The organism is Rheinheimera sp. B2H12, from assembly GCF_059620065.1.
Map to the genome: position 1 here is coordinate 594839 of NZ_CM184363.1, position 19320 is coordinate 614158.

The 19320-nt window shown below is 48.9% G+C and carries 17 protein-coding genes; 14 read left to right on the forward strand and 3 right to left on the reverse strand.

The genetic code is table 11. The features are described 5' to 3' along the window. Positions 1–2 precede the first annotated feature (2 nt). The 5 genes from mlaD to murA all read left to right on the forward strand — a co-directional run bounded on the left by mlaD (position 3) and on the right by murA (position 3142). A complete protein-coding gene (gene mlaD, locus AC53GJ_RS02640; RefSeq protein ID WP_496730983.1) occupies positions 3–470 on the forward strand; it encodes an outer membrane lipid asymmetry maintenance protein MlaD in 468 nt (155 codons plus the stop codon). Next, entirely contained in the window at positions 470–1138 is a 669-nt protein-coding gene (locus AC53GJ_RS02645) for an MlaC/ttg2D family ABC transporter substrate-binding protein (protein WP_496730984.1), read from the forward strand. The genes mlaD and AC53GJ_RS02645 overlap by 1 nt, the downstream gene beginning before the upstream one ends. Beyond that, positions 1131–1418 (forward strand): STAS domain-containing protein, encoded by a 288-nt coding sequence (locus AC53GJ_RS02650; protein ID WP_496730985.1) that lies wholly within the window; start codon positions 1131–1133, stop codon positions 1416–1418. Before AC53GJ_RS02645 ends, AC53GJ_RS02650 begins: the two co-directional genes overlap by 8 nt. 194 nt (positions 1419–1612) lie before the next feature. Next, positions 1613–1873, forward strand: coding sequence for a BolA family protein (locus AC53GJ_RS02655; protein WP_496730986.1), 261 nt, complete (start codon positions 1613–1615; stop codon positions 1871–1873). A 6-nt stretch (positions 1874–1879) separates the two neighbouring features. Next, positions 1880–3142, forward strand: coding sequence for a UDP-N-acetylglucosamine 1-carboxyvinyltransferase (murA, locus tag AC53GJ_RS02660; RefSeq protein WP_496730988.1), 1263 nt, complete (start codon positions 1880–1882; stop codon positions 3140–3142). 62 nt (positions 3143–3204) lie between these two features. Here the strand turns inward: murA and AC53GJ_RS02665 are convergent, their stop codons facing one another. From AC53GJ_RS02665 to AC53GJ_RS02675, 3 genes are all read right to left on the reverse strand, one after another. Beyond that, on the reverse strand, positions 3205–4164 hold the full coding sequence (locus AC53GJ_RS02665; RefSeq protein ID WP_496730989.1) for a trypsin-like peptidase domain-containing protein: 960 nt from the start codon (positions 4162–4164) through the stop codon (positions 3205–3207). A gap of 281 nt (positions 4165–4445) precedes the next feature. Further along, positions 4446–5807 carry a Do family serine endopeptidase gene (locus AC53GJ_RS02670; RefSeq protein WP_496730990.1) on the reverse strand — a complete coding sequence of 454 codons (1362 nt, stop codon included), beginning with the start codon at positions 5805–5807 and terminating at the stop codon, positions 4446–4448. A gap of 58 nt (positions 5808–5865) precedes the next feature. Then, positions 5866–6321 (reverse strand): Z-ring associated ZapG family protein, encoded by a 456-nt coding sequence (locus AC53GJ_RS02675; RefSeq protein WP_496730991.1) that lies wholly within the window; start codon positions 6319–6321, stop codon positions 5866–5868. Between the two features lie 121 nt (positions 6322–6442). Here AC53GJ_RS02675 and zapE point away from each other — a divergent pair, with 121 nt between their 5' ends. The 9 genes from zapE to AC53GJ_RS02720 all read left to right on the forward strand — a co-directional run bounded on the left by zapE (position 6443) and on the right by AC53GJ_RS02720 (position 18451). Further along, positions 6443–7537 carry a cell division protein ZapE gene (zapE, locus tag AC53GJ_RS02680; protein WP_496730992.1) on the forward strand — a complete coding sequence of 365 codons (1095 nt, stop codon included), beginning with the start codon at positions 6443–6445 and terminating at the stop codon, positions 7535–7537. A 208-nt stretch (positions 7538–7745) separates the two neighbouring features. After that, positions 7746–8174: a 50S ribosomal protein L13 gene (rplM, locus tag AC53GJ_RS02685; RefSeq protein ID WP_306519814.1), complete on the forward strand. Its 429-nt coding sequence runs from the start codon at positions 7746–7748 to the stop codon at positions 8172–8174. A gap of 15 nt (positions 8175–8189) precedes the next feature. After that, the gene (gene rpsI, locus AC53GJ_RS02690; RefSeq protein WP_496730993.1) at positions 8190–8582 is read left to right on the forward strand and encodes a 30S ribosomal protein S9; all 393 of its coding nucleotides are present in this window, start codon (positions 8190–8192) and stop codon (positions 8580–8582) included. A gap of 273 nt (positions 8583–8855) precedes the next feature. Then, on the forward strand, positions 8856–10937 hold the full coding sequence (locus tag AC53GJ_RS02695; protein WP_496730995.1) for a M13 family metallopeptidase: 2082 nt from the start codon (positions 8856–8858) through the stop codon (positions 10935–10937). A gap of 369 nt (positions 10938–11306) precedes the next feature. Next, a complete protein-coding gene (gene acnB / locus AC53GJ_RS02700) occupies positions 11307–13904 on the forward strand; it encodes a bifunctional aconitate hydratase 2/2-methylisocitrate dehydratase (RefSeq protein WP_496732755.1) in 2598 nt (865 codons plus the stop codon). Positions 13905–14036: 132 nt separating this feature from the next. Further along, on the forward strand, positions 14037–14408 hold the full coding sequence (locus tag AC53GJ_RS02705; protein ID WP_496730996.1) for a YacL family protein: 372 nt from the start codon (positions 14037–14039) through the stop codon (positions 14406–14408). Positions 14409–14668: 260 nt separating this feature from the next. Continuing rightward, on the forward strand, positions 14669–16654 hold the full coding sequence (locus AC53GJ_RS02710) for an LTA synthase family protein (RefSeq protein ID WP_496730997.1): 1986 nt from the start codon (positions 14669–14671) through the stop codon (positions 16652–16654). 177 nt (positions 16655–16831) lie between these two features. Further along, positions 16832–17170 (forward strand): P-II family nitrogen regulator, encoded by a 339-nt coding sequence (locus AC53GJ_RS02715; protein ID WP_496730998.1) that lies wholly within the window; start codon positions 16832–16834, stop codon positions 17168–17170. 9 nt (positions 17171–17179) lie between these two features. Next, complete coding sequence (locus AC53GJ_RS02720) at positions 17180–18451, forward strand: ammonium transporter (protein WP_496730999.1); 1272 nt, start codon at positions 17180–17182, stop codon at positions 18449–18451. The last annotated feature ends 869 nt before the right edge of the window (positions 18452–19320 follow it).

Genomic DNA, 19320 nt, shown 5'->3' on the forward strand with positions numbered 1-19320 from the left:
AAATGACCACACGTAAATTAGAAATTTTTGTTGGCGCTTTTGTTGTAATTGCAATTGCTGCCCTGATGTTACTGGCACTGAAAGTTGCCAATACTGGTGTCACAGGTTCGGACCAGAGTTATAAACTGTACGCCAAGTTTGACAATATTGGGGGGTTGAAGCCGCGTTCGCCGGTCAAAGTCGGTGGTGTTGTGGTGGGTCGTGTGGCCAGCATTCAACTGGATCCGGCGCAATTTCAACCTGTGGTAACGCTGGAAATTAGTAGTAATTACAGTAATTTCCCTGAAACCAGTTCTTTGGCGATCCTGACGTCAGGTTTACTGGGGGAGCAATATATCGGCTTACAACCAGGTTTTGTCGATGAAAGCGTAGAAATTCTGGCAGATGGTGACCATATCGAAGACACTAAATCTGCCATCGTACTGGAAGAGCTGATCGGTCAGTTCTTATTTAATCGTGGGAATCAATAATGAAATCTTTGTTTAAAATGGCGGCAGCCTTGCTGCTCGGTACTGCCAGTCTGGTCAGCCAGGCGCAAACCAAACCAGTGCCAACTTACAGCGATCCATACAAAATGATGGAAGTGCTGGCGGATCAAACTTTTCAGCGTATTGCCAGAGAACAAGCTGAAATTAAGAAAAACCCGGAGATTCTGCGGACTATTGTCACCGATGAACTGGTGCCTTATATCGATAGCCGGTACGCTGCAGGTTATGTGATTGGTCAGAGCGTGAAGCTCAACACAGTGCCAAAAGAAGATTTTAATACCTTTGTCTCTGCGTTTCAGAATTACATGGTCGGCACTTATGCGGGAGTCTTTACCCAGTATCGTGACCAGAAAGTTATTATTGAACCTGGTCAACCGATTGATGATAAACGCAAAATTATCACCATTAAAACTCGAGTGATAGATCCGGGTAAACCTGATATCAAAATTGAGTTTAAACTGCGCCGTGGCAAAAATGCCGAAAACTGGCTGGTGTATGACATGGTGGCGGAAGGTATTTCGTTATTGGACAGCAAGCGTTCTGAGCTGAGCAGTTTGTTACGGCAACAGGGTCTGGTCAGCGTAGCGGCCTTGCTGGAAGAAAAAGCCAAAGCGCCGATTAAAGCACCAGAGAAAAAACCTAATGCTTGAGATTAACCTGACAGGTCATCAGCTGAACTTTAGCGGCGAACTGGATTGTCATACCGTCGTTGCACACTGGCCGTTTAAGTTACTGGAGAAACTGCCAGCAGTGGCTGAATTTGATTTGGCTGGTTTGCAGCATGTGGATACTGCAGGTCTGGCCTGGTTGCTGCAACAATTGGCGCAGGCGAACCAACGCGGTATCAAGGTTTCATTGCTGAATATGCCGCAACAATTGCAATCACTGGCGACTGTCAGCGATGTATTACCACTTTTACCTGTTCGTTAGCTGAAATCCGCTGCAACTCAGGCTATAATCGCCGGCCTGGCATTGCAGCGGTTGCTGCTATCCTCTGTTTAGGCAGAGCAAGGATGCCAGCCGCTGTTGCTGTATCGGCAAACAGTGGTTGATGTTAAGCGCTGCATCACCCCTGGATCTGTCGGGGGCAATCGCCATAGTGTTTCTGAACTGTAGGTAGCCTGATGGATTGTAAACAAATCGAACAACGTTTAATTGAGCAGTTGCAACTGGCTGAAGCCTATGTGACTGCTGATGGCAGTCATTACGCAGTGATTGCTGTAGGTGAGTGCTTTGAAGGGCTGAGCCGGGTCAAACAGCAACAAATGGTGTACGCACCTTTAATGGCTGAAATTGCCGATGGTTCTATCCATGCACTTTCGATAAAAGCTTTTACGCCAACGCAATGGCGGCGTGAAAAACTTCTGAACCCTCCACCGGTATAAGCATTCATGCAACAATTTTTAGTTTCAGGCGGCGCCACCTTAACCGGCGACGTAACTATTTCCGGCGCTAAAAATGCAGCGCTGCCTATTCTGTTTGCCACTTTATTGGCCGAACAACCTTCTGTGATCAGCAATGTACCGCAGCTGCGCGATATTGATACCACGTTTAAACTGCTGAGTATGTTTGGTGCCGAAGTGCAACGTGACGGTGATCAGGTTGCGGTTGATGCCAGCCATATTCACAGCCAAATGGCACCTTATGAACTAGTGCGCACCATGCGAGCTTCTATTCTGGCATTAGGGCCATTATTGGCGCGGTTTGGTCATGCCGAAGTGTCGTTACCAGGCGGTTGCGCTATTGGGGCACGGCCGGTCAACCTGCATATTGATGGCCTGCGGAAAATGGGCGCGCAGATCAGTGTTGAAAACGGTTATATCAAAGCCAAAGCGGAGCGGCTGAAAGGCGCGCATCTGGTGATGGATATGGTTAGTGTCACTGGCACCGAGAACCTGCTGATGGCGGCGGTATTGGCCGATGGTGTCACCATTATCGAAAATGCCGCCCGTGAACCTGAAGTGGTGGATTTAGCCAAATATCTGACCGCCATGGGTGCTCAGATCTCCGGTGCTGGCAGTGCGACTATCCGGGTGGAAGGGGTGGCAAAACTGACAGGTGCGGCGCATCGGGTGTTACCGGATCGGATTGAAACCGGTACTTTCCTGGTTGCAGCTGCAGTCACAGGTGGTGATGTCACTTGCCGTAATACCGATCCTGCCGAGCTGGAAGTGGTGCTGGAAAAGTTGCGCGAAGCCGGTGCTGATGTCACGACCGGTGACGATTGGATCCGGTTAAATATGACAGGCCGGCAGTTAAAGTCGGTGAATGTCAAAACAACGCCACATCCTGGTTTCCCGACGGACATGCAAGCCCAGTTTACGGTGCTGAACGTGTTGGCTGAAGGGGTTGGTATGGTGACAGAAACGATTTTCGAAAATCGTTTTATGCATGTACCGGAATTACAACGGATGGGGGCGCAAATTCAGTTAGAAGGCAATACCGCGGTTTGTCAGCACAGCACTCAGCTCACAGCAGCTCAGGTGATGGCGACTGATTTACGTGCTTCTGCCAGTTTAGTGATTGCAGGTTTAGTCGCCAGCGGTGATACCATCGTTGACCGGATTTACCATATCGATCGCGGCTACGAGCAAATTGAACACAAATTGCGGGCCTTAGGTGCACGCATCGAGCGGATTAATGCTGCTGTTTGAGCTGTAAAAGAGCAATAGCGAAAGAGTTCTGAGCCGGAGCACAGTGATGCACTCCGGCTTTTTTATTCGGTATCCAATCTGGTACCAATGCGGGTATTGATGGTCATGCGTTCACCTCGGCGTTCAATCAGGATCGGCACTGCTTTATCAGGTTCGGCTTCTGCCACTATATCCAGTGCCTGGCTGACACTGCTCAGCGCCACCCCTTTGATTTCCAACAAAATATCATCAGCCAGCAAGCCCGACATCGCGGCCGGTCCAAAGCTGTCAACATCGGTGATTTTCATGCCATAAAAATGCTGACCGGTAGATACTTGCCGTTCGCCGGCAGAGTTTATCACCGGCTCACCGCTCAACCCGAGATGACCACGAACCACCCGGCCATGTTTAATCAGTTTTTCCATCACGGTATGCGCCAGCCGGTATGGTACGGCAAAAAAGATGCCTTGTACTTCCAGATTGCGCTGGCGCTGAAAAGCAGCGGTATTAATCCCGACCAGAATGCCATTGCTGTTGACCAAAGCGCCGCCGGAATTACCAGCATTAATAGCCGCATCCATCTGCATAAAGTCGGTATAGTTGTTGGTGCTTAACCCGGCCCGGCCAGTTGCGCTGATGATGCCTTGGGTGATGGACTGACCTAAATTCAGTGGATTTCCGATCGCCAGCACCAAATCACCAACTTGCGGCTCAATTTCGGCCTGCTGCGGGATCACCGGTAAATTTTCAGCGGCCACATAAAGCACTGCCAAGTCCGTCATCCGATCTTGTCCAATCAGCATAGCTTCCAACTGGCGGCCATCCTGCAGCGCCACCACAATTTGGTCCGCGCCATTCACAACATGGTAGTTGGTTAAAATGTAACCGTCAGCACGCATAATAACACCTGAACCCAAGGATTCATTACGGATGATGCGACGTTGATAAGAACGCGGATCTTGCTGGGTGGTGACGGTATAGACATTGACCACCGCCGGTGCTGCTGCGCGCACGGCTTTGGCATAGGAAATTGCGGCTGGCATATTGTCCTGCGTTCTGAATAAATCGCGCAGGTTCAACTGGCTGTTTTGCTGAAAGAATAACAGCCATACCAATGCAGCTGCCAGGCCGTAGGCAATGCTTTTAAGCAAAAAGATGAGATGTGTAGCCAATTTGGATAATTCAATGCAAGCCAAAGTTCAGGCAGCATAGCATTTAAACAGCTGAAGATGTAGCGTAAATCAGTTCGCGTCTGGTGAAACTGCAACCAACAAAAAGCCCCGCCACCAATCAGTTGCGGGGCTTGATGTTCGCTGCCAGCCTGTTAGCGGATCAACACATAATAGACATTATTATCGCGCTGCACCTGCAGTGCCACTACGCCCTGTGCTTTGCTCAGAATCTCCTGCAGCTGTGCAATAGTGTTTACCTTGGTGCGACCGATGCCAATAATCACATCGTTCTTTTGCAGCCCTAACTGTGCCGCCGGAGAGCGATCGGCCACTGCAGTCAGTACCACACCTGGTGTGCCATCTTCGGTTTTGCCATTACTGAACTCGGCACCGGCCAGCATCTGATGCATTTCCGCAGCCGCAGCATTGACCTGTTCGCCTTCAGTGAGCTTGACCTCGAGTTCAAGTTTTTTATCTTCGCGCAAAATGCCGAGTTTGACGGATTTACCCACCCCAAGCGTGCCCACTTTGGCCCGTAGCTCCGACATCGACTGAATAGCTTTACCATTTAAGCTGACAATCATATCGCCAGAGCGGATGCCGGCTTTATCAGCACCGCTATTTGGCGTGACCTGACCAACAAACACGCCTTTATTCGATTTAACACCCATGGCTTTTGCCACTTCCTGCGTCATATCGTTGCCACTAATACCCAGCACACCACGTTTGACCTTACCAAATTCGGCCAGTTGCCCGACCAGGTTTTTCATCATTGTGGATGGAATGGCAAAACCGATACCCACGTTACCGCCGGCTGGGCCAATGATGGCGGTGTTAATGCCAATCAGTTCGCCGCGCAGATTCACCAGGGCTCCACCCGAGTTCCCCGAGTTAATTGCGGCATCGGTTTGAATAAAATCTTCATATTTTTCAATGTTCAGGCCACCGCGGCCCAGCGCGCTGACAATACCTGAGGTGACGGTTTGACCCAGGCCAAAGGGGTTGCCAATCGCAATGGTAAAGTCGCCGACCCGCAGACTGTCCGAATCGGCAATCTTGATTTCGGTTAAGTCGTCGGCCTGAATTTGCAGCAAAGCAATATCACTGTCCGGATCTTCGCCGATTTTTTTCGCATCAAAACTGCGGCCATCGGTCAGCGTGACCCGAATTTCGTCCGCCTGATTAATCACGTGGGCGTTGGTCACGACATAACCTTTTTTCGCATCAATAATGACCCCCGAACCTAAACCCCGGAACGGCTGGGCCTGGCGTAATTCACCCTGACCAAAAAATTGTTGAAAGGCATCAGGCAGCCGCTGCCGGACTTCCCGGTTACCGGCGACATTGATATTCACCACAGCAGGGGTCACTTTTTCCAGCATAGGTGCCAGACTCGGCATTTCTTGGCCGGCTTCTGCACCGAAAAATGGGATTTTGGCACTGGCTGGGAGGGTGTGACTGAATAAGAAGGCGGCCAGAACACTGGCGGTCAACACAGATAACTTCATTTTCATTACAGCATAGTCTCCATAGGAACGATGGCTATAGAGACTATGATAATGCAAAAAAGTTTCAGTTGCCGACAGATTTTTCTGTTGGAAAGGTCTTCATCAGACCGCTGGAATGGCCTGCATAATCAAGCGGTTGTTCGGCGGCTGGTTCAACTTTTTTCCGCCGTTTTTCGTCAATTTTGTCAATCGACATCCGTAATTGTTCGGCGGTATCGGCAGATAAGTAGCTAAAACCCTGCTCTTCGCTGAAGGTAGGCCGTTCGATCAGCTGCATCTTGGTTCTGGCCATATGGCGGGCAATTTTTTCGTAATTGTCCTGCAACTGAGTCATCAGTTGATGGGTAGTTTCCAGGTGGCTGGAGACGTCAGAGCGATATTTTTGTAACTGCTGACGACTTTCATCCAGTTCAACCTGTAATTTATGCTGGTTAAACTGGCGCAGGCTATAAAAACGGGCGGCGGCGGCACCAATCACAATGCCACCAATTAACCACAGAATGGCGATAGATAAACTCATAACAACTCCTGAAACTGCTGTAAATCCTTTCTAGTGTAACCTAACTTCTTAAACAGAGTGGTAAGCCGTGTTACTATACCAGCTAATTATCACTCCAGCATGCCAGATCAGATTTCCAGCCATGACGACTCCGCTGCAAAAATATCAGCTCGATCTTCAACGTCCAGATTTTCAGTTTGATGCCGCTCAGCAAAATGCTGTAGAGCATCTGCAAAGATTGTATGACGACTTTTGTCAGCAAAGGCCCCAGCAGCAGAGTTGGTGGCAGAAACTGCGTGGCAAAAAACCAGCCCAGGCACCGCTGCAGGGCTTGTATTTCTGGGGCGGGGTTGGCCGTGGTAAAACTTATCTGGTGGATACATTTTTTGAGTGTTTGCCAACAGAACGTAAGTTGCGGGTCCATTTTCACCGTTTTATGCACAAAGTCCACACCGAGCTGACGGCCTTGTCTGGTCAGAGCGATCCGCTGGAGCTGGTGGCGGACCATTTTAAACAACAAACCGATATCATCTGTTTTGATGAGTTTTTTGTCTCTGATATCACGGATGCCATGATCCTTGGCACGCTGATGCAGGCGTTGTTCGCCCGTGGTATCACGCTGGTCGCGACTTCCAACATAGAGCCTGATGGTTTATATAAAAATGGACTGCAGCGGGCGCGGTTTTTACCAGCCATCGCGCTGATTAAACAGCATACTCAGATCGTGAATGTCGACAGTGGTATCGATTACCGCTTGCGTACTTTAACCCAGGCAGAAATTTATCATGCCCCGCTGGATGCTGTTGCCAGCAGTAATTTACTCAGTTATTTCCAGGCGTTATCACAGGAACCGCGCCATGCCGATGCTGTGATTGAAATAGCCCACCGGCCACTGACCACTTGTTATGAAGCTGAAGGCATCGTTTGGTTTGAATTCGCTGAGTTGTGTGAATCGGCGCGCAGTCAATATGACTATATGGAACTGAGTAAAATTTATCACACTGTGCTGCTGGCCAATGTGCAGCAAATGGGGCAGGGCACTGATGATGTCGCTCGGCGTTTTATCGCGCTGGTGGATGAATTTTATGAACGCAAAGTAAAGCTGATTATCTCGGCGGCAGTGCCGATGGAACAGCTTTATAGTCAAGGGATTTTAGCTTTTGAGTTTAAGCGTTGTCTGAGCCGGTTGCAGGAGATGCAATCGCAGGATTATCTGGCGCTGGCCCATTTGCCCTGAACGCGGTCCGGTCCGCTTAATTGGTGATTTTTTTTGCAAAACTGCTGTTTTTTAGCAGTGCTTGCTATATAATCCGCGGCCGGCCCACGTTACAGCCTGAATCTGCCGTAGCCTGGCAGTTTGATGTACTCGAAGGGGTACGATAAACGACATAATCTTTGCCCGAAGATTATGTGAGGTGTAACTGATAATTTTTTTGGATAGTTTGATGAAAACTTTTACTGCTAAACCAGAAAGCGTAACACGTGACTGGTTCGTTGTTGACGCCGCAGGTAAAACCCTGGGTCGTATCGCAACTGAAATCGCTCTTCGTTTACGCGGAAAGCACAAGCCAGAATACACGCCACACGTTGACACCGGCGACTACATCATCGTAGTTAACGCTGACAAAGTGACTGTAACTGGTAACAAAGCGAAAAACAAAAAGTACTACTCTCACTCTGGTTTCCCAGGTGGCATCAAAGAAATCACTTTCGAGAAGCTGCTGGAAAAGAAACCTGAGATGGTACTGGAGACTGCGATCAAAGGCATGCTGCCAAAAGGTCCACTGGGTCGCGCTATGTTCCGTAAGTTGAAAGTGTATGCAGGCGCCGAGCATCAGCACGCTGCCCAGCAACCACAAGTTTTAGACATCTAAGCGGAGCATATCGATATGGCACAGAATCAATATTACGGTACTGGTCGTCGTAAGACCTCTACAGCACGTGTATTCCTGAAAGCGGGCGCTGGTAACATTGTTATCAACCAACGTTCTATCACTGAATACTTCGGTCGTGAAACTGCTCGTATGGTTGTGATGCAACCATTAGAGTTAGTTGAAATGGTTGGCAAGTTTGACATGTACATCACTGTGAAAGGTGGTGGTATTTCTGGTCAAGCCGGTGCTATCCGTCACGGTATCACCCGTGCACTGATGGAGTTCGACGAAACTCTGCGTCCAGCCCTGCGTAAAGCCGGTTTCGTTACCCGTGATGCGCGTAAAGTTGAACGTAAGAAAGTCGGTCTGCATAAAGCCCGTAAACGTCCACAGTACTCAAAACGTTAATTCGTTTTTACTGTTCAAAACCCGGCCTGGTGCCGGGTTTTGTGTTTTTACATCCCTGTAAAAATCTTGCCAAGACCAGCCAGCCAAGCTGGCAGTGCCAAAACGCTCCGGCGGCCAACACTTGTTCCCAATAATGTTAATGCTGCAGCAGCTGGCTACTTTTTTGTTGCATCCTGTTACAACTTCCCGCCTTCGTACATTGCCCCTCGCCAGTTGGAAGCGCTACTATAGCCAAACAGTTTGACCATCCCTCCTGTTACGGAACCTATAACAATGAAAAAAGTTACCCTATTGGCTGCCAGTGTTGCTTTAGCGCTGGGTTTAGTTGCCTGTGATAAAGCACCGCAAGTACCAGCGACTACAGAACCAGCAACAACGACTCCAGCTGTGGCTGCGGCACCGTTAAAATCAGGCATCGATAGCCAGAATTTTGATCCGGCTGTCAAACACAGCGAAAACTTTTTCTACAGCGTGAATGGCAAATGGCTGGCTGAAACTCAGATCCCATCTGACAAAGCCAGTTATGGTGCATTCCACAAATTATACGATGACTCGCAGTTGGCGCTTCGCACTATTATTGAAACCACCGCAGCCAAAAAAGACAAAGCTGCTGGTTCTGATGAACAGAAGCTGGGAGACTTTTACCAGAGTTACATGAATGAAACTGCCATTGAAGCATTGGGCGTGCAGCCACTGGCGGCGGATTTAGCTAAAATCACGGCGCTGAAAGATCACAACGAAGTCACCACACTGCTGGCGCAGTTACAACAAGACGGTATCAGTACGCCGCTGTCCTGGTATGTGAATAACGACGCGAAAAATTCCAGCCAGTATGCTGTGTACCTGGGGCAAAGCGGTTTAGGTTTGCCGGATCGGGATTATTATTTAAAAGATGATGAAAAATCTGTGGCCATTCGTGCTGCTTATCTGAGTTATATCAAAGATATGCTGGCAATGGCCGGTGTTGCTGACGCTGAAAAAGCGGCAGACCGGGTGCTGGCGCTAGAAACCAGCATCGCCAAACAACACTGGACACGGGTAGAAAATCGCGATGCCGATAAAACCTATAACAAAGTCAGCAAAGCCGAGTTAGCCACGTTGTTAAGCGGCTTCCCATGGCCACAGTACGCCAGCACGATGCAGCTCGACCAGGTCAATGATTTTATCGTTGAGCAGCCAAGTTACTTCAAAGCTTTTGGTGAGTTATTTACCGCCACCGACTTACAAAGCTGGAAAGATTATTTATCCATCCGCCTGCTGTCTTCTTTTTCTGAGCAATTGAGCAAAAATTTTGTCGATCGTCACTTCGAAATGTATGGCAAAACTTTATCCGGTACCACTGAACAGCAACCACGCTGGAAAAAAGCCGTCGATGCGTCTGACTCAGTGTTAGGTGAAATTCTGGGTAAACTTTATGTCGCCGAACACTTTAAACCAGAAGCTAAAGCGCGGATGGAAGTGTTGGTGAAAAACCTGATTGAAGCCTATCACCAGAGTATTGATACGCTGGAATGGATGACGCCAGAAACGAAAAAAGCTGCCCATGAAAAACTAAATAAATTCACACCAAAAATTGGTTATCCGGATAAGTGGAAAGATTATTCGGCGCTGACTATCAGTGCGGATGATCTGGTCGGTAACTACCGGGCGGCCTCACGTTTTGGTTATCAGCAGATGATCAATAAGTTAGGTAAGCCAATCGACCGTTCTGAGTGGTTTATGACGCCGCAAACAGTGAATGCTTATTACAACCCGGTTAACAATGAAATCGTGTTCCCGGCCGCTATTCTGCAACCACCGTTCTTCCACATTGATGCGGATGACGCCGTGAACTATGGTGGCATTGGTGCGGTGATTGGCCATGAATTAGGCCATGGTTTTGATGATCAAGGCGCGAAGTTTGATGGTGACGGTAATCTGCGCAACTGGTGGACAGATACCGATAAAGTCGAGTTTGAAAAACGGGGTAAACAACTGGTTGAACAGTACAACCAATATGAACCGCTGCCAGGCCTTAAGGTGAATGGTGAGTTGACGCTGGGCGAAAACATCGGTGATTTGGGTGGTCTGACGGTGGCACTGCGTGCTTATAAACTGTCATTGGCTGGCAAAGAGGCGCCGGTGCTCGATGGTTTTACCGGGGAACAACGCTTCTTCCTGAGCTGGTCACAGGCCTGGAAAATCAAAATGCGTGATGAAGCCGCACGCAACCAGTTGATGACAGATCCACATTCACCGGGTCAATACCGGGTGATTGGTATTGTGTCGAACATTCCGGAGTTCTACAGCGCCTTTGGCGTGAAAGAAGGCGATAAAATGTATATTGCACCAGAGAAACGGGTCAAAATCTGGTAATGACAGTTTACTGCTGAAAAAAAGTTAACTTCACAGGGCCGCAAGATGCGGCTCTGCTTTTTAGGGCGTTAGCTTGCGTGGTTCAAGTCAGGCGTATCAGCCTCAGCACCTGACAGTGATGGTTATTTTGCACTCAAAGCCAAGTCTGTTCGTGTTGAACTTCGCGATAAAAATGTCGTCAAATCAATAATTATTATCATTCTGCGTTTTAAACGCTGCTATCATTCAGCAAACTTATACCCAGTATAAGCCCGGCTGCTTATACTGGCATGTCAATTCAGGCGTTTTTTTCTTATAATCCAGCCTGTTTAGATTTGACTGATAACCGCTGTAATACAGGTTGCAGTGGACCAACCAGAGGACATTACTGTGCTACAACAATACCGTGAACATGTGGCCGAACGTGCCGCCCAGGGCATTCCTCCGCTGCCGTTAAACGCTCAACAAGTAGCGTCATTAACCGAATTATTAAAAAATCCACCGCAAGGCGAAGCAGCTTTTCTGGTTGATTTGTTAGAAAACCGTATTCCACCAGGCGTTGACGAAGCCGCTTATGTTAAAGCTGGTTTTTTAACCGCAGTTGCCAAAAGCGAAGTTGTCAGCCCGTTAGTGACGCCAGAGCGCGCCACTGAACTGCTCGGCACTATGTTTGGCGGTTACAATATTCAGCCAATGATTGATTTGCTGGACAGCCCAACCTTAGGTGCGTTAGCCGCCAAAGGTTTGTCTCACACCTTGCTGATGTTTGATTCTTTCCATGATGTGAAAGAAAAAGCCGATGCTGGCAATGCGCACGCTCAAGTGGTGATGCAAAGCTGGGCCGATGCTGAATGGTTCACCAGCAAACCAGCAATCCCGGAAAAAATCACTGTGACCGTGTTTAAAGTCACAGGCGAAACCAATACCGATGACTTATCCCCAGCACCTGATGCCTGGTCACGTCCGGATATTCCACTGCATGCTTTAGCCATGCTGAAAAACGTCCGTGATGGCATCGAGCCGGATGCAGCTGGCTCTAAAGGCCCGGTCAAGCAAATTGAGGCACTGATCGCCAAAGGTTTCCCACTGGCTTACGTTGGTGATGTGGTGGGTACTGGTTCAAGCCGTAAATCAGCCACTAACTCAGTGTTGTGGTTTATGGGTGACGACATGCCATTCGTGCCAAACAAGCGCACTGGTGGTGTCTGTTTAGGTGGTAAAATTGCACCCATTTTTTTCAACACCATGGAAGATTCCGGTTCATTGCCGATCGAACTGGATGTGAATAAAATGGCGATGGGTGATGTCATCGACATTTTCCCACATCAGGGCGTAGTGAAACGTCATGGCACTGATGAAGTGATTTCTACTTTTGAACTGCGTTCAAACGTGCTGTTAGATGAAGTGCGTGCCGGTGGCCGTATTCCATTGATTATCGGTCGTGGTTTAACGGACAAAGCGCGCGAAGCTATGGGTCTGCCACATTCAACGGTATTCCAGCGCCCAGCCGTGACTGAAGTCACCAACAAAGGCTTTACCCTGGCCCAAAAGCTGGTCGGTAAAGCCTGTGGCGTGAAAGGGATCCGTCCAGGCCAATACTGTGAACCCAAAATGACGACTGTCGGTTCACAAGATACCACAGGCCCGATGACGCGTGACGAGCTGAAAGACCTCGCTTGTTTAGGTTTCTCCGCTGATCTGGTGATGCAGTCATTCTGTCACACGGCTGCTTATCCGAAGCCAGTGGACGTCAACACACACCACACGCTGCCAGATTTCATTATGAACCGTGGCGGTATTTCGCTGCGTCCGGGTGATGGTGTGATCCACAGCTGGTTAAACCGCATGCTGCTGCCAGACACAGTGGGTACTGGTGGTGACTCGCACACCCGTTTCCCGCTGGGTATTTCTTTCCCGGCCGGTTCTGGTTTAGTTGCCTTTGCTGCTGCCACGGGCGTGATGCCGCTGGATATGCCTGAATCTGTGCTGGTGCGTTTTAAAGGTGAAATGCAACCAGGGATCACATTACGTGATTTGGTGCATGCCATCCCTTATTACGCCATTCAGCAAGGTTTGTTGACGGTCGAGAAAAAAGGCAAGGTCAATATTTTCTCTGGTCGCGTGCTGGAGATCGAAGGTCTGGAACAATTAACTGCAGAACAAGCCTTTGAATTGTCAGATGCATCTGCTGAGCGTTCTGCAGCTGGCTGTACTATCACGCTGTCTGAAGCTTCAGTGGCTGAATACCTGCAATCGAACATCGTGATGCTCAAATGGATGATTGCCGAAGGTTACGGTGACCGCCGCACTATCGAACGCCGCATCAACGCGATGGAAGCCTGGCTGGCTAATCCGAAGCTGGAACGTGCAGACGGTGATGCTGAGTATGCAGCTGTGATCGAAATCGATCTGGCAGACATCAAAGAGCCAATTCTGTGTGCACCAAATGACCCGGATGATGCCCGTCTGTTGTCTTCAGTGCAGGGCGATAAGATAGATGAAGTCTTTATCGGTTCTTGTATGACCAATATCGGTCACTTCCGTGCCGCCGGTAAACTGTTAGACAAGTTCAAAGGTCAGATCCCAACACGGTTGTGGATTGCGCCACCCACCAAAATGGATAAAGACCAACTGACTGAAGAAGGTTATTACGGTATTTACGGTCGGGTTGGTGCCCGGATTGAGATCCCGGGTTGTTCACTCTGTATGGGTAACCAAGCCCGTGTTGGTGACAATACGACTGTTGTTTCGACCTCAACCCGTAACTTCCCGAACCGGTTAGGTCAAGGCGCTAACGTCTATCTGGCTTCGGCTGAATTAGCGGCAGTTGCTTCTATCACCGGTCGTCTACCGACAGTCGCGGAATATCTGGAATACGCCAAGCAGATTGAAACTACGGCAGCGGATACTTACCGCTACCTGAATTTCCATCAGATGCCACAATACACCCAAGTGGCGTCGAATGTGATTGTGCAACAGGCAGTCTAAAGCCGGTTGATAGCGTTCGTATCAAGGCCCGCTTGCGGGCCTTTGTCATTTTAGCGGTGACCACACTCTGTCAGTGGTCGTCTCATACAGCTGCTGCCAAATACTGCTGCGGACTTAAGGAAACCAAGCCTGATGGAATTTGATTTTATCTACTTGCCGGACAGCCGGACTTATCAATTACAGTTACCAATGGAGCAGCATGCACTGCAACGTTTTTTACTCGACGAATTTGAACGTCGCGCCAGCGCATACCAGCCATTATTAGAGGCTTTATTGGCGTTAGGCCCTTATAGTGACTACCAGTTTGCTGGTCGTGAGTACTGGTTGAAAGTAGAACGGCAGGAAGTGTTGGTCTGTCATCACAGCGTCGGTGTGCCGATGCAGGCTGACGCTGAGTTAGAAGATGGTCTGAGCACTGATGATGCCAGTTTAACGGCTGAATGTGGTCTGGAAGATCTGGTCCATCTGTTACAGCAATGGCAGCAGTTTTTACCTGCGAAATAATCGGGCGGCTTTTGTTTTAGATCCTGCGCCTGCACTTCACGATCACTTCACACTTGGCTTTTTATGCTAGCGGACCAGGTAAACAGTTTTGTTTTTATGACAGAACTGTTAAGTTCGTTCGCTAAAATAATAAGGATCGAAATAACGGCCTGAAATTGTTTCAGCCCGTTTGTTATCGATTGCTGTCGTCAGCTGCAATTTAAGGAAACCTTAAGTTTAAGTTTGCATGCTGAGGTGGTTGCAGAGTGCAGGGGAAATGTGTGTTTGCGAAGAATGTATTAAGCCGTGTATTGAATTGGAGCGGACCTTATCAAATATTGCTGAGTTTTGTATTGCTCAGTGTGTTGTTGTTATCAATAAGCCGGCTTGGTTTGATGCTGTGGCAATGGGACAGGGTCAGTGATGCTGGTTCCGTTGGCTGGATGCTGCTACAAGGCTTACGTGCGGATTTAATTTTGCTGGGGATGCTGGTGGCTATTCCAGTGTTGCTGGCTCCATTCTGGGGCAGGGCGCGCTGGCTCAACAGCTGGAATCAGTTTTGTTTTGGCTGGAGCTTACTGGCGCTGACGCTCATTGTCTTTATTGAGTTATCAACACCTTCTTTTGTTGCACAATATGATGTGCGGCCAAACCGGCTTTATGTCGAATATCTGAAATACCCGAAAGAAGTCTTTGCCACTTTGTGGCAGGGCTTCCGTTTGCCGTTGTTATTAGGCACTGGCCTGACGTTGTTGCTGTTATATCTGGCTGCCCGCTTGTTAGCAAAAGCCAAATGCCGGCAGAAAAGTACCACAAACTTCAAGTTATGGCTGAGCTGGCCGCTGATTGTGCTGTTGGTGTTTGCTGCTATCCGCTCTACCACTAACCACAGACCGGCCAATCCGGCGCTGTTTGCTATAACCGCCGACGCGCTGGTGAATTCACTGATTATCAGTTCGCCTTATTCGGTGTTTTATGCGGTTTATAGTATGCGTCATGAGGCCCGTTCGACGGAACAATATGGTAAATTAGCTGAAACTGATATGCTGCAGCGAGCTTTGGATTGGCCCTGGTTGAAATCTTATCAGTTCAGCGATGCTAAGTTTCCAACTTTGCATTACCAGCAAGCGACGGTGCAACGGCCTAAACCACTGAACATTGTCATTGTGTTGCAGGAAAGCATGGGGGCAACTTTTGTGCAGTCGCTGGGCGGGGTGGCGGTCACGCCTGAGCTGGAAAAGTTAAAAGCCGAAGGCATCTGGTTTGAACAACTCTATGCAACAGGTACTCGTTCGGTCCGTGGTATTGAAGCTGTGGTTGCAGGTTATCTGCCGACACCAGCACAAAGTGTGGTGAAGCTATCAAACAGTCAACACAATTTCACCACTCTGGCGTCTATTTTAAAAGCGCAGGGGTATCACACTCAGTTTGTGTATGGTGGGGAAGCCCATTTTGACAATATGCGCAGCTTTTTTACCGGCAACGGTTTTAGCGATATTGTTGATTTACCCAGGATGAAAAAACCAGCCTTTGTCGGCAGTTGGGGCGCCAGTGATGAAGATTTGTTTCAAACTGCGCATCAGCAACTATTGCAGTTACATCAGCAAGCGCAACCTTTTTTCAGCCTGATTTTTACTTCCTCTAACCATGAACCTTTTGAGTTTCCGGATGGCCGGATCGAGCTGCATGAACAGCCAAAAGATACCGTCAATAATGCCGTGAAATATGCCGATTGGTCGATGGGCCAGTTTTTTCGTCAGGCAAAAGCCAGCCCATACTGGCAGGATACGCTGTTTTTGATCGTGGCCGATCATGACAACAGAGTCTATGGCAATGAGCTGATCCCGATTAATAAGTTTCAAATTCCAGGGTTAATTCTTGGCGCTGATGTGGTGCCAGAAAAGTTATCGGTGCTGAGCAGTCAGGTCGACTTAGCGCCAACCCTGTTGTCGATGGCTGGCATTTCTTCCTGTCATCCGATGGTTGGCCGTGATTTAACCTTGGACAGAACCAGCCCTGGCCGGGCGCTGATCCAGTTTGATGATTATTTTGCTTTGCTTGAGCCCGAGCAGGTGACTGTGCTCAAACCGAATCAGCAGGCACACAGTGGTCGATATGATTTTACCCGCCATGATTTACAACTCAGCGAACAACCAGCCAGCACAGCAGCTTATCAGCGGGCGCTGGCACAGGTTCAACTACCCTCTTATTTGTACCGGGAACAAAAGTATCAGCAACAGCAACGCAGTGGTCCCGGCTGCACTTAGTCAGTGAAACAACGCACCTAGATGGTGCGTTTTTTTTACCCTTCGGTTTTGATTCATGCCTAACTAAATGATTTTTATGAAAATAAAAACATGGCACAAGGTTTCCTTATCTATTTGGCGAATGCAATAAATCACTGGTCTGGTTTGCGCCCGGCCACAGCCAAAAAGGATAAAAATATGAAACTGGTATGTGCCATTATCAAGCCATTTAAGCTTGATGATGTCCGTGAAGCCATCGCGGACATTGGAATAGAGGGCCTGACGGTGACGGAAGTCAAAGGTTTTGGCCGGCAGAAAGGCCACACCGAACTTTACCGCGGTGCCGAGTACCAGGTGGATTTTCTGCCGAAGGTCAAACTGGAAATCGCCACTCTGGATGAGAACGTTGATCGTTTATTAGCCGCGATTGCCAAAGCTGCTCATACCGGTCGCATCGGTGACGGTAAGATTTTTGTGTACGATCTGGAACAAGTGATCCGGATCCGGACAGGTGAAATGGACTCAGAAGCCATCTAGGAGTAGCTTATGCAAGAACAAATTTTTCATTTACAGTTTGCCCTCGATACCTTTTATTTCCTGGTGTGTGGTGCTTTGGTGATGTGGATGGCAGCTGGCTTTGCCATGCTGGAGTCTGGCCTGGTCCGGTCGAAAAACACCACTGAAATCCTGACCAAAAACTTCGTGTTGTATGCCATCGCTTGTTTGATGTATCTGGTCTGTGGCTATCAACTGATGTACGGCGGTGGATATTTCCTGTCTGGCATTGAAGCATTGGATGTAGATGCCACACTGGCTGGTTTTGCTGAGCGGGAAAATGGCTTTACCGGTAAAGCCATGTACTCCAAAGCGGCGGATTTCTTTTTTCAGGTGGTGTTTGTGGCAACGGCGATGTCTATTGTGTCCGGTGCTGTCGCTGAGCGGATGAAATTGTGGGCTTTCTTTGCCTTTGCCGTGGTGATGACTGGGTTTATTTACCCAATGGAAGGTTCCTGGACTTGGGGTGGTCAGTCAGTATTTGGTCTGTACACGCTGGCAGATTATGGTTTTTCTGATTTTGCCGGCTCAGGGATTGTTCACCTGGCAGGTGCGGCTGCGGCTTTAGCTGGGGTGTTGCTGTTAGGCGCACGAAAAGGCAAATATGGCAAAGATGGCAAAACCCATGCTTTCCCTGGTGCCAATATGCCGATGGCAACGCTCGGTACTTTAATCCTGTGGTTAGGTTGGTTCGGTTTTAACGGTGGCTCCATGTTGAAGCTGGCCGATATTGGCAATGCCCATGGGGTCGCTATGGTGTTCGTCAACACCAATATGGCGGCCGTTGGTGGTGCACTGGCGTCCTTGGTGGTATCGATGCTACTGTTTCGTAAAGCCGATTTAACCATGGTTCTGAACGGTGCGCTGGCTGGATTGGTCGCGATCACGGCTGAACCTTCAACGCCAACCCCATTACAGGCGACTCTGTTTGGTTTGATTGCTGGTGTGATTGTCGTGATGGCGATTATTGGCCTGGATAAACTGAAGATTGATGATCCGGTCGGGGCTATTTCTGTGCATGGCGTGGTCGGATTATTTGGTTTGCTGATTGTGCCTTTGACCAAAGATTCCGCCAGTTTCGCCGGTCAGTTACTAGGTGCAGCGACTATCTTTGTCTGGGTATTTGGCGTCAGTCTGGTGGTATGGACCGTGTTGAAAATGACCATGGGTATCCGGGTCACTGAGCAGGAAGAATATGATGGTGTAGACCGGTCAGAATGTGGCATTGAAGCCTATCCTGAGTTTGTTGGATCATCCAAGTAAGCAGTCTGGCAAGTTCGGTGGGGACTTGTCAGGAGCGGTTTGCAGAGTGAACAACCCAGCCCGGATGGCCACTCTGCAAACAAACCAGACCCACTAAGTCGTCTATCCTTGTCCTTTGTCTTTATCAGACGGCCCCGCTGGTTCATGCCTGCGGGGTTTTTTATAATGTTAGCTTTGACTGCGCAGCATGCTTGCCGTTGTTCTTGGCAGCAGCAGTAATGTAGCAGTACATTTATTGCTCGGAAAGTACAAAAACTAACAAGTGAAAATCTTTCATCTGTCTGCGTTCATCTGTCGCCTTTGCCAGGCAGGGGATCATTCCCATCGTCGTGCTGGCTGAATGCAGCATTTATAGGCGATGGCGGCTCTGCTCGGTCAAAACCATTTTGTCAGCTGCAGAAAAAGGAAAGCCGCACTAAAAAGTGCGGCTACCATAAGACTTTGATAACATCCATATTTTACCCTTGCGGGCTAGTCATCCCTGCTCCAACAGGAGTAGAAAGTGCGCTGTGAAGGTAGCAACATCCGTGCCGGGCAAACATCGCAAAAGCAATGTTGTACTGCAAACTTGTCCAAAGCTGTCCGTTGTCCTTCATGACATCATCCTGACGCCAATACGCATCCAGCGTAGTCCGTTATCCTTTTAGCATCATCCTGATGCCAATACGCATCCAGCGTAGTCCGTTATCCTTGTGACATCATCCTGACGCCAATACGCATCCAGCGTAGTCCGTTATCCTTTTAGCATCATCCTGATGCCAATACGCATCCAGCGTAGTCCGTTATCCTTTTAGCATCATCCTGATGCCAATACGCATCCAGCGTAGTCCGTTATCCTTTTAGCATCATCCTGATGCCAATACGCATCC